Genomic DNA, 9,677 nt, shown 5'->3' on the forward strand with positions numbered 1-9,677 from the left:
AAAAGCACAAGCAACCATAAAGCATGACAGCAAGCTTTTTCCATTTTTCCTGGTCATTGAGCAGAAAGTAGACCACGACCGGGAGGCTTAGGAAATAGAGTTGGAAGCCCGTTTCAGCGCCGACAAAGAATATACTCCCCAAGGTAACTTGCAGGCTGGCAATGAGTATCAACCAATAGGCGGAAAGGACAAACTTCTCCTGCCTGACCCAGTAGAATGTTCCGGCATAGCAGAGCGCATATAGGAAATCTGTAAAGCTGCTCAGCGCTTGTTGGTATTGAGTCCATAAAATAGCTGAATAGCATAAGGATACAATCACGCCGACCAGTGACACGCTAATAACGATTCGCTTACGATATTGTGTGCCTAGCTTGGTACTAAGAACTTCTGATTGCTGTGTAGATGCCTTATTTTGCTTCATGCCTGTTTGTTTATCCTAACATGTTGGCCAGTTTGTAGGGGCCTTCCAGTATATTGTGTGTTAACTGAACTTGATTCGATACACCTGTTTTTTGGTATATCTTTTTCAAGCGAGAGCGAACGCACTCTTTAGTGAGCTTGAGCTCTTCGGCGATTTCTGAGCCTGATAGCCCAGATATCACCTTGCTGAGAACTTGTGTCTCGGAGGCGGTCAGGCCATAAAAGTCAGCCAGGACTAGATTGAGCTTCTCAAAGCTGTCTTTCTCGACAGGACGCATCACCACGAGTGAACCTTTCGCTTTCCATATCTTATTTTCATGCGCAGACTTTCGGTAGGGCGTAACACCAATATGCCATTCATTGCCTCCACCAACGTATGCATCTAAACGAATGAAGCCTCCTGGAAACAAATCTATTCCCTGCGAAGCAAGAATGCATTGCATGACAAGGTGCTGTAGCCGCTTGTTGGCGGCAGGGTTCTTCAGTGCGAGGCGGTCATGTTTTAAGGTGAGCACCTCACTCGATTTTGCAAACTCTTCTGCCCGGGCGTTCATAGGTTTGGAGACATAATTCTCCATCACCAAAAAAATAGCAGCTTCAGTACTACTTTTTAGCTGCTCTTGCACCTGGCTTTGTAGCTGGGCAAGTTTGGTTTGGGTGGATATGGTAAAAGCGCGCGTTAGGTGTGGTACAAAGATGCCGAGAATTTTCTTTGTTTGGTTATCAAAATCCTGCTGAGTATCTGGGCGGTAAAAGGTGATGCTGGCAATGAACTGGGTATCTCGATAAAAGCAGGTGCTGATACTATGGAAGCAATCATTTTCACGGAATAGCTCCTGATAGACTTTAGAAGAGCGTTAGCTTTGGCTATCTAATAGCTCTGAGCCTTTTTTGATTGAACTGGTAGACATGTCTTCGACGCTTAGTCTGCGTTCATCAAGGGGGGCGTATTCTTCGCTATATGACTCGATAGTTTTGTCGTTAAATCGATTAGCAACGATACTAAGTTGCTGGGACTTCCTATCAGTAATCGTTAGATAGCCGCCCAGCGCTTCAATTGCATCGCAGATATCGCTGATAACCTCTTCCCATACATCGTCGTAAGCGACCGATTCATATATATGAGCGACAAGGTCGACAATTTTATTGTTGTAGTTCATTGCTATGCCACGAGACCTATAACTGCTGAGCGATCTAGATTTAAGCGCTTGAGAGATCTTTAAGTTGTAAAGATAGTAACGGAATTCCTGAGTAGATTTCCAGTTTAATAAGCGCTAGTTCACAGAATTGGCATTGAATTAGAAAAAAATTCCTGGGTCGCCATTTGGGCGGAGAATTGTCAAGACCCAGACGGGTTCGATTAAGAATATATTCTACGTATAGTAGTACTTGGCTTGCCTGAGCACTGTTTGCACGGATTAGCAACGGTGTTCTGGGCCAGTCACTAGTTAGGCAAGCCTTTTACTTTTGCGCATCGCATTTACAGCTCTTGTTTGGCCTGAATGTTAAGCTGGCCTTGTGCAAAAGTTTTCTCATTATTATTTAGTGTTTTTTCAAGCGCTAGATTCAGTTTTCGCAAGGACGCGGCCCCATTGTTTCTATTCCGATCAAAAAAACTATCTTGAGATAAGCTTAAGAGAAAAACGCTGTTTTTTATATAATTCTTGTTTTGACGACTGCTTAGGTCGTGTACTCATATATGGTATCGAGTGCTAGGTGGTCTTTTTGGAAGTAGTCATCAAAACACTTTAGTACGAGCGGGCTGCGGAGTTTATCTTCTAGTGCTCGTATCTCATCCATGCTCAACCAATGAGCAGCAATAATATCTTTATCGAGCTTATCGCTCTCTTTTTCAAGTGCTTCGGCGGCAAAGCAAAAGCGGTAATAACATACGCCATTTTGTGGGGCGGTATAGGTATATAAGCCAATAAATCCCGTGAGCTTGACGCGCCAGCCGGTCTCTTCCAACGTTTCTCGAATAGCGGCTTCTTGTATGCTTTCACCTTGCTCTATATGACCGGCAGGTTGGTTGAATACGGTTTTCCCATGAGAGCGTTCTTCAACGAGTAACAGCTTGCCATCTCGCTCGACAAGCGTGGCGACGGTTGCATGGGGTGTCCAGGTCATGATTGTGTTAAATCCTTTATATAGTCGGTGTGCCAGTAAAGCGGATATCTTATCAGTGAGCTGAACATTTCAAAATACTGAGAAAGACTTATTTAGTTGTCTCAAGTTCCTTCTCTTGTATATGGAAAGTAGACTGTGTTTTAGCTTGCAAGATCATCTCGGCGGCCTTTTCTGCCATCGCGATAATGGGGGCGTTCGTATTACCGCTAACCAGAGTCGGCATTGCTGAGCCGTCGATTACTCGCAACTTTTTAATACCATGAACTTTCAGCTCACTGTCTACGACAGCCATAGGGTCATTGCCCATTTTGCAGGTGCCGCTAGGGTGATATACCAAGCCTAGCCGTTCTTTACACTTCTTCAAAAGTGCCTCATCTGATTGGATGTTATTACCTGGGTGCAACTCTTCGCCACGATGCCCATCAAAGGCTGGGCTTGCTAATATTTTCCGAGCAACCCGAATGCCGTTGACTAATACTTTTGCATCCTCAGGGTCGGAGAAAAAGTTGAAGTCGATTTTGATTGGCTCTCTTGGGTCTGCTGATTTTAAGCTGAGTTTGCCTCGGCTTTTAGGGCGAAGGACGCAAACGTGAAGAGAGTAGCCATGGCTAGACAGGAGTTTTAAATCGCGCCCGCAGTCGTCAAAGAGTAAGGGAACAAAGTGCATCTGAATGTCGGGTACCTTTACCTCGGGGCTAGACTTCAAAAAGGCGCCCGCCTGGGTAATTGAGTTCGCCAGATTGCCTTGCTTGTCGCGCAGATATTTAAGAGTGTCGGGTAGCATTTTTAGCAGTCCGCCGGGGCTTGTCGAGAAACCATCCTTCTTTTTGCTTTTCACCAAAACACAGGCATCAACATGTTCCTGCAGGTTCTTTCCGACGCCGGGCAAATCCTGTATCACTTCGATACCATGTTGTTGAAGCTCCTCTTTATCGCCGATACCTGAAAGCATAAGCGTTTGAGGAGAGTTGAAGGCGCCGCCGCACAACAGCACTTCTTTACGTGCATGGACGGTATGCTTTTCACCTTGTTGAGTAAACTCGACCCCTGTTGCGACTTTGTTCTCGATGAGAATTTTATCGACAAAGGCCTCGCATTCAACAAAGAGGTTTTGCCTTGTCATGGCCGGCTTTAAATAGGCGCGTGAAACGCCGCAGCGCTCGCCATCTTTGATGGTAAATTGATAATAGCCCGCGCCTTCAAATTGTGGTCCGTTGAAATCTTCTGTTAGAGGGTATCCTGCTTGCTCACTTGCAGCCAAAAAACACTCGTTAAGCGGGTAAGTGTTTTGCGTGTCAGAGACATAGATAGGGCCTTCTCCACCATGATAGTCACTGGCACCGCGCTCGTTGGTTTCTGATTTTTTGAAGTAGGGCAGCATGTCATCAAAGCTCCAGCCAGGGTTTCCTTGTGCTTCCCAGGTATCGTAGTCTGATTTGTGACCGCGAATATAAACCATGGCATTGACAGCACTGCTGCCGCCGAGAGTTTTTCCGCGAGGACAAAATAGAGGCTGCCCGTTACGTATATCGGCAACCGGCTCAGACTCGTAGCGCCAGTTATATTTCTTACTATACATGAAGTAAGCAAAAGCCCCGGGAACCTTGATCATCGGGCTTTTATCTCGCGGCCCGGCTTCCAGCACAAGCACGGTTTTATCACCTTCTTGGGATAAACGCTGAGCTAATACGCTGCCCGCAGAACCAGCGCCAATGATGACGTAATCGAAAGTCAGTGAGTCCATGTGGTGTGCGCCTCTTATTATTATCAAATAAGCTCATCGTTTTGAGAACAAGCTTATCAATGTGGTCGTGTATTTGTTGAAGATAGTTTGAACGATAGGAAGGGGCTTGAAAAGGGAAATCTCACTTGTGAGCCTTGCTAGTAAGGGGGAGGTTCTTTAACTAGAAGAGGGTTTACAGCCTTAGGCTCTAAACCCAGAGTGGAATAACTGTTCGCAAGATAGTAATTATGCGGCTTGTTGTGGAGAAGGCGCTTCTGGTCTCTCAGGTACCAGTTCTTGGTATAGCTCGTCCAGTGCCTCGTTGAAATTACTTGCCAAAAAGCTGACCTTATCAGCAATCGATTCACAGCTAGTCAGGCTGATTGTTAGTGTATCGACATAGCTGGTGACCACAGCAGTTAGCGCCATGTTATCAACGATCGGTGCAACGCCTTCAAGAGATTTTAGCTCGGCGCCATTCAGAAACAAGGGAACCTTGGGGCCCGGTACATTGGTGATAATCAGGTTGAAAACGGGCTTTAGAATATTGGCTAGACGAAGGCGTGTATAAGCTTTCATGGTTAAGGAAGAAGACCACGAGGGAAGATGCTTCATGATTCGTTCAACCGCGACTTTATAGTTAAACTCTTTGGCTCTAAGGGCATTTTGATGAATCATGCCAAGTCGGGAGCTCGGGCTGTCGAGGTCTGTCGCGAGCGATATGAGCATTGGAGAGATTAGGTTCCCTCCTGAACTTTTTGGGCTTCCTTGTTCGTCCTTTTCTCGTTTTGATACGGGAATCATAGCGACTAAAGATTCTTCAGGAAGCTCATTGCTTGTTTCCAGGTTCTTTCGCAGAGCACCTGAGCAGATTGCTAATACAACATCATTGATTGTGCTGCCCGGGTAGGCCTTTCTAATTTCCTTTACTTTGTAGAGCGGTAGATGGGCGCTTGCAAAGAAATGCTTTTTACTGATTGCTTGATTGAACGGCGTTTCAGGTGCGGTGAAAAAGTGCGGAGGACGCTGTTCCTTATCGAGCATTCTAAGTGCTTGGGAGCTAAAGATAGAGTGACTCAGACGTTTAGCTAGGCCGTAAACCTTAAGTGGGCTGCGATAGGCGTTTTGAATGTGCTTGCTACCAATTTCATAAACGGTGCTCGGCAAGTCTTGGTGTTCGGGTTTCCAATCATCGGTAAGCTCGGCTTGCGGGGCGCTTTTAGGGCTTAGTAAGCCAGCGAGAATATGCTCGGCAGACATACCATCGACTGCGGCATGGTGAAACTTCAGCAGGACAAAAAACTCATCCGGCTTGTTTTCACTTTCCATATACATTATTTCCCACAAAGGCCTGTGATGATTTAGTGCGCGACTAAAGAACTGGTTGATAACCTGCTTTTTGTCATGTTCGTGCAGCTCACCTTTCAAACTTGTGTGGAACAAGTGTTGATCAATATCAAAGCTCTCATCGTCTAACCAGGCTGGTCGATCAAGGTCTAGGATTTGTGTCGCCAGCTTCTTTCTAAAAACAGGCGATATCGACAGATGCGATTGAATATGACTCTTGAACTGCTCGAAGGTCATTGTCTTGTTCTTAGGCTGAGAAAAGGTCAGCGTGCAGCCGATGTGCATGGGTGATCTGGCAGATTCGAGGTGTAAAAATGAAGCATCGAGATTGGATAGTCTGTGCATGGTGCCTCCGGGGTGGCTACACGTTGCTGGATGAGTTAGCTAATTCTTTCATTTGTGCGCACAACTGTAAACTCAAATGTTGATTTTGTTTGATCTGTGTCTATTTGTTTTTTTAAGTGATTGATTTTTTATTGATTGTATTTTTTATATTTCGGTGTTTTGTACGCTGAAATTTCATTTTTGTGTTCATATTCTTTGTTCAGCTTTCATTCAGCTTTAGTGTTTTAAGATTATTCCACCTTCTAAAAAGAAAGAGGAATATGAACATGAAACAATTAACCTACTCAAGAAACTACCTACCTCAGCCTACGGTATTGGTGGCGTTTATTATTGTGGCGATGCTATTCAGCTCGCTTAGCTATGCGGGTGGAAGGAGTCACCGTTCAATCGACTTTGCTCGCGTAGTGAAGGTGGAGCCGATTATTAAAACCATTGAAAAAAGAATTCCCGAAGAGGAATGTTGGACTGAACAGGTTCGATATGATGATTATCCTAGAAGTGAGCATTCACATACTAGTACTATTCTTGGCGGTATTATTGGTGGCGCAATTGGTAATGCTGTAGGGCACCGAAGCAAAAACAAGAAGATTGGTACGGCTGTGGGTGCAATATTAGGGGCCTCAGTGGGGAGCGATATCGCCTCGAATGAGCGTCGTCGGTATAAAACAAGGTCACACTACCGTGATGAACAGCGCTGCGAAACCCGGCATCGTATAAGCTATGAAGAGAAGGTGCTCGGCTACCATGTATGGTATCGTTACAAGGGTGAAAGATATAAGACCCGAATGGATCAGAAGCCGGGTAAGAAAATAAAAGTGCGTGTCAGGGTGGAACCTTTTTAGAAGGGAGCTGTGACACCGAAAGAAGCCTCGTTAGTTGGCAACGTTCGCAAAGGTGATTGCTATGAAACTCGTAAAACTTTTTTTGTCCGCCGTGTTGCTGGTGTGCTTATCCGCAAACCTGGTCGCAGAGACAAAGAATGAGAGAATTGGTCGAGATCAAGCAATTGCCCTTGTTCAGGAAAGGTTCGAAGGAAAGGTCCTGAAAGTTCAGCTCAAAGAAACGCCCCGTGGTAGCGTCTATCGGGTTAAGTTTTTAACTAAAGCGGGTCGAGTTAGGGTGTTGCATGTCGATAGCCTGAGTGGTGAGCTGCTCAGTGGCGCCAAGTAAAGAGAGCTAGACGATGAAGCTTCTAGTGATTGAAGATGAAAACAAACTGCGAGAACAGTTGGCAGATGCTTTAAAGCAACAATCTTATTGTCTTGAACTCGCGGCTGATGGTGAAGAAGGTTTATATAAGGGAATGGAGTTCCCGATCGACCTGGCGGTTGTGGACTTAGGTTTGCCAAAAATTGAAGGCGTTGAAGTGATTCGTCGTTGGCGAAAAGCGGGGAGGGACTTCCCTATATTGATACTGACTGCTCGCGGAAATTGGCAAGATAAAGTTGAAGGCCTGGATGCTGGTGCAGATGACTACCTGGTGAAGCCTTTTCATGTCGAAGAGTTATTTGCACGTATTAAAGCCTTGCTCAGACGTTTTGGCGGCCAAGCCTCTTCAGTGCTAAAGTTTGAGACTCTGACAATAGACCTATCGGCCAAGCAAGCCACAGTAAATGATAGCGCGATTGACTTAACTGCTTTTGAGTTCAATATTCTAGAGTACCTTTTGCTAAATTCTGAGCGACCAGTCTCGAAGGCTGAGTTGACCGAGCACCTTTATGAGCAAGACTACGACCGGGATAGCAACGTGATAGAGGTCTTGGTTGGCCGTCTTCGAAAGAAACTTGAAACGGCTTGTAAGCTTTCCTTAATCAAAACTGTGCGAGGGCAGGGTTATCGCTTCCTTCACCCTTCAGAGTAAGTGTTGATGAAGACTTGCTTGATGAAAAACTGGCTGCTGACAAGTATACAAGGGCGCTTGGCGTTGGCTTCAGTCTTATTGCTACCCCTTATTTGTGGTGCCTTGGCTTGGGTGCTTGAGCGCGCTTATTCTGCTAGCTTGCTGGAAGCCCAGCATCAAAAAATGACGACACAGGCTTATGCTTTGATTGCATCGGCCGAACTGGAATCCCAATCGCTTTGGTTGCCTGAACTGGTGACTGATGATCGTTTGAACCAAGCTTTTTCTAATCACTATGCTTTTGCTTTTAATCATCAAGATAACGCTCTCTTGTGGAAGTCTCTCTCCGCTCAAGGACGCTTGGACACGGTTGAGTATGATGTAAGTGAGCTAAGCCTGGGAGACCCAAAATTCCTTCGTTTACCTATTAGTGACGTGCCTTTTTTCCACCTACATTATTTAGTTGAGTGGGAAGATGGTGAGCGTGTTTTACCTTTCCGTTTTGTTGTCTTGGAAACGCAAGATGCTTATCGCCAAGCAATGGAGGAGTACAGAGCCTCGCTTTGGTTTTGGTTGAGTGCGGTAGCGCTGGCACTCATTGCACTTCAGTTCATGATACTGAAGTGGGGGCTTCGCCCTATTGCTGCTTTAAGTCATGACTTGAGTGTGATTCAGAAAGGTGAGTCGGATTCGCTGAAAGGCAATTATCCCTTAGAGCTTCAGGAGATGACGGATAGTATTAATCGTCTTATTTCCCACGAAGCTCATCAGCGAGAACGCTATCGGAATACCTTAGCGGACCTGGCACATAGCATTAAAAACCCTTCTGCCATTATTAGCAGCGCCTTGAATCAGGCGGGAAACTCCCTACCTGATGATATGCGCAATACCTCATGGCTCCAGGATATTGAGGAGCAGAATGAGCGCATCGATAAAATACTTTCCTACCAGCTAACACGCGCCGTTGGGGGTGTGGCAGCCCCGTTTAATAAGGCCGTAGTAGTCAAACCCTTGTGCGATAAAATCTGTGCAGCCATGGGCAAGGTCTATCATGATAAGTCGATGACTTTGGCTTGTGATATCTCCGGCGACGCAGTCTTTAGGGGAGATGAAGGTGACCTGATAGAGCTCTTAGGCAACTTGATCGATAATGCTTTTAAATACGGAAAGGCGCAGGTTAATGTTCATGCAAGGGCCCATGACAATACCTTACGGATCACCATTGAAGATGATGGCCCGGGGATAAGTGAAGCTGAGCAGGCAAAGCTCGTCAGACGAGGCCAGCGCGCGGACACTACGATTCCCGGCCAAGGAATAGGTTTAGCTGTAGTAAATGATATTGTCGAGAGCTACGGCGGGACGCTAAGATTATCTGATTCTGAATTAGGCGGGCTAAGTGTAGAGCTCGCCTTTTCTCAGGGTTTATAGAGCTTTTTTGTGCTAGAAAGGCAAAGGGTATTCCCTAAGTACTTTGAAAATAGCCTTCAGGTCATCTTTGGATAACTCAACTTTAAAGGCTTCGATATCTTCTTCCAGCTGCTGCAAACTGGTGGCGCCAATAATTGTTGATGTGACACCATCGACCTGATTACACCAGGCTAATGCCAATTGTGCCGGCGTGATATCGAGTTGCTTAGCAATCGAGGCATAGGCACTGACAGCCGTCTCGACATTTGGCTTGTCCCGTAAAATACCATTGCGTTGTGGAATGCTCCAGCGACTACCATCAGGCCTTTCTCCATTTAGATATTTACCGCTTAATACGCCGCCACCAAGCGGAGACCAGGGAAGGTAAGCGACATCCTGGTGAACACAGTTTTCAATCAGGTAAGGCCAGTCTTTGGTATGTAGTAGATTAAACTCATTTTGTATTGA

Annotated in this window: 12 protein-coding genes; 5 read left to right on the forward strand and 7 right to left on the reverse strand. The window is 45.8% G+C overall.

Annotated features, from left to right (window positions below; genetic code table 11):
• Positions 1–421, reverse strand: a 421-nt coding sequence (locus tag A3757_RS22645) for a hypothetical protein (protein WP_156506502.1), incomplete at its 3' end; no start/stop codon positions are given.
• A 10-nt stretch (positions 422–431) separates the two neighbouring features.
• Complete coding sequence (locus A3757_RS22650) at positions 432–1,046, reverse strand: helix-turn-helix transcriptional regulator (RefSeq protein ID WP_068511171.1); 615 nt, start codon at positions 1,044–1,046, stop codon at positions 432–434.
• 57 nt (positions 1,047–1,103) lie between these two features.
• Between A3757_RS22650 and A3757_RS25905 the strand changes: the two genes are divergently transcribed.
• Complete coding sequence (locus tag A3757_RS25905) at positions 1,104–1,253, forward strand: hypothetical protein (protein WP_156490768.1); 150 nt, start codon at positions 1,104–1,106, stop codon at positions 1,251–1,253.
• Between the two features lie 24 nt (positions 1,254–1,277).
• Here A3757_RS25905 and A3757_RS22655 read toward each other — a convergent pair whose 3' ends face one another.
• From A3757_RS22655 to A3757_RS22670, 4 genes are all read right to left on the reverse strand, one after another.
• On the reverse strand, positions 1,278–1,580 hold the full coding sequence (locus A3757_RS22655; protein ID WP_068511170.1) for a hypothetical protein: 303 nt from the start codon (positions 1,578–1,580) through the stop codon (positions 1,278–1,280).
• 520 nt (positions 1,581–2,100) lie between these two features.
• Positions 2,101–2,547, reverse strand: a complete 447-nt coding sequence (locus A3757_RS22660) for an NUDIX hydrolase (RefSeq protein WP_068513378.1) — start codon at positions 2,545–2,547, stop codon at positions 2,101–2,103.
• Between the two features lie 88 nt (positions 2,548–2,635).
• Positions 2,636–4,291, reverse strand: coding sequence for a GMC family oxidoreductase (locus A3757_RS22665; protein ID WP_068513375.1), 1,656 nt, complete (start codon positions 4,289–4,291; stop codon positions 2,636–2,638).
• 225 nt (positions 4,292–4,516) lie between these two features.
• Positions 4,517–5,962 (reverse strand): wax ester/triacylglycerol synthase family O-acyltransferase, encoded by a 1,446-nt coding sequence (locus tag A3757_RS22670; protein WP_082870214.1) that lies wholly within the window; start codon positions 5,960–5,962, stop codon positions 4,517–4,519.
• Positions 5,963–6,228: 266 nt separating this feature from the next.
• Between A3757_RS22670 and A3757_RS22675 the strand changes: the two genes are divergently transcribed.
• The 4 genes from A3757_RS22675 (at position 6,229) to A3757_RS22690 (ending at position 9,230) form a co-directional block, all read left to right on the forward strand.
• A complete protein-coding gene (locus tag A3757_RS22675) occupies positions 6,229–6,804 on the forward strand; it encodes a glycine zipper 2TM domain-containing protein (RefSeq protein WP_068509409.1) in 576 nt (191 codons plus the stop codon).
• A 61-nt stretch (positions 6,805–6,865) separates the two neighbouring features.
• On the forward strand, positions 6,866–7,132 hold the full coding sequence (locus A3757_RS22680; RefSeq protein ID WP_068513369.1) for a PepSY domain-containing protein: 267 nt from the start codon (positions 6,866–6,868) through the stop codon (positions 7,130–7,132).
• Positions 7,133–7,145: 13 nt separating this feature from the next.
• A complete protein-coding gene (locus A3757_RS22685) occupies positions 7,146–7,823 on the forward strand; it encodes a response regulator transcription factor (RefSeq protein ID WP_068513365.1) in 678 nt (225 codons plus the stop codon).
• A gap of 21 nt (positions 7,824–7,844) precedes the next feature.
• Entirely contained in the window at positions 7,845–9,230 is a 1,386-nt protein-coding gene (locus A3757_RS22690; protein ID WP_197470236.1) for an ATP-binding protein, read from the forward strand.
• Between the two features lie 12 nt (positions 9,231–9,242).
• Here A3757_RS22690 and A3757_RS22695 read toward each other — a convergent pair.
• Positions 9,243–9,677 (reverse strand): aldo/keto reductase (locus A3757_RS22695; RefSeq protein WP_197470237.1); only part of this gene is annotated, 435 nt, incomplete at its 5' end.

It is taken from the genome of Oleiphilus sp. HI0117 (assembly GCF_001635235.1).

Excerpts from the sequence above, each read along its gene's own strand:
- A3757_RS22655 (WP_068511170.1), bottom strand. The coding sequence starts at position 1,580 with ATGAACTACAACAATAAAATTGTCGACCTTGTCGCTCATATATATGAA.
- A3757_RS22660 (WP_068513378.1), bottom strand. The coding sequence starts at position 2,547 with ATGACCTGGACACCCCATGCAACCGTCGCCACGCTTGTCGAGCGAGAT.
- A3757_RS22665 (WP_068513375.1), bottom strand. The coding sequence starts at position 4,291 with ATGGACTCACTGACTTTCGATTACGTCATCATTGGCGCTGGTTCTGCG.
- A3757_RS22670 (WP_082870214.1), bottom strand. The coding sequence starts at position 5,962 with ATGCACAGACTATCCAATCTCGATGCTTCATTTTTACACCTCGAATCT.
- A3757_RS22675 (WP_068509409.1), top strand. The coding sequence starts at position 6,229 with ATGAAACAATTAACCTACTCAAGAAACTACCTACCTCAGCCTACGGTA.
- A3757_RS22680 (WP_068513369.1), top strand. The coding sequence starts at position 6,866 with ATGAAACTCGTAAAACTTTTTTTGTCCGCCGTGTTGCTGGTGTGCTTA.
- A3757_RS22685 (WP_068513365.1), top strand. The coding sequence starts at position 7,146 with ATGAAGCTTCTAGTGATTGAAGATGAAAACAAACTGCGAGAACAGTTG.
- A3757_RS22690 (WP_197470236.1), top strand. The coding sequence starts at position 7,845 with ATGAAAAACTGGCTGCTGACAAGTATACAAGGGCGCTTGGCGTTGGCT.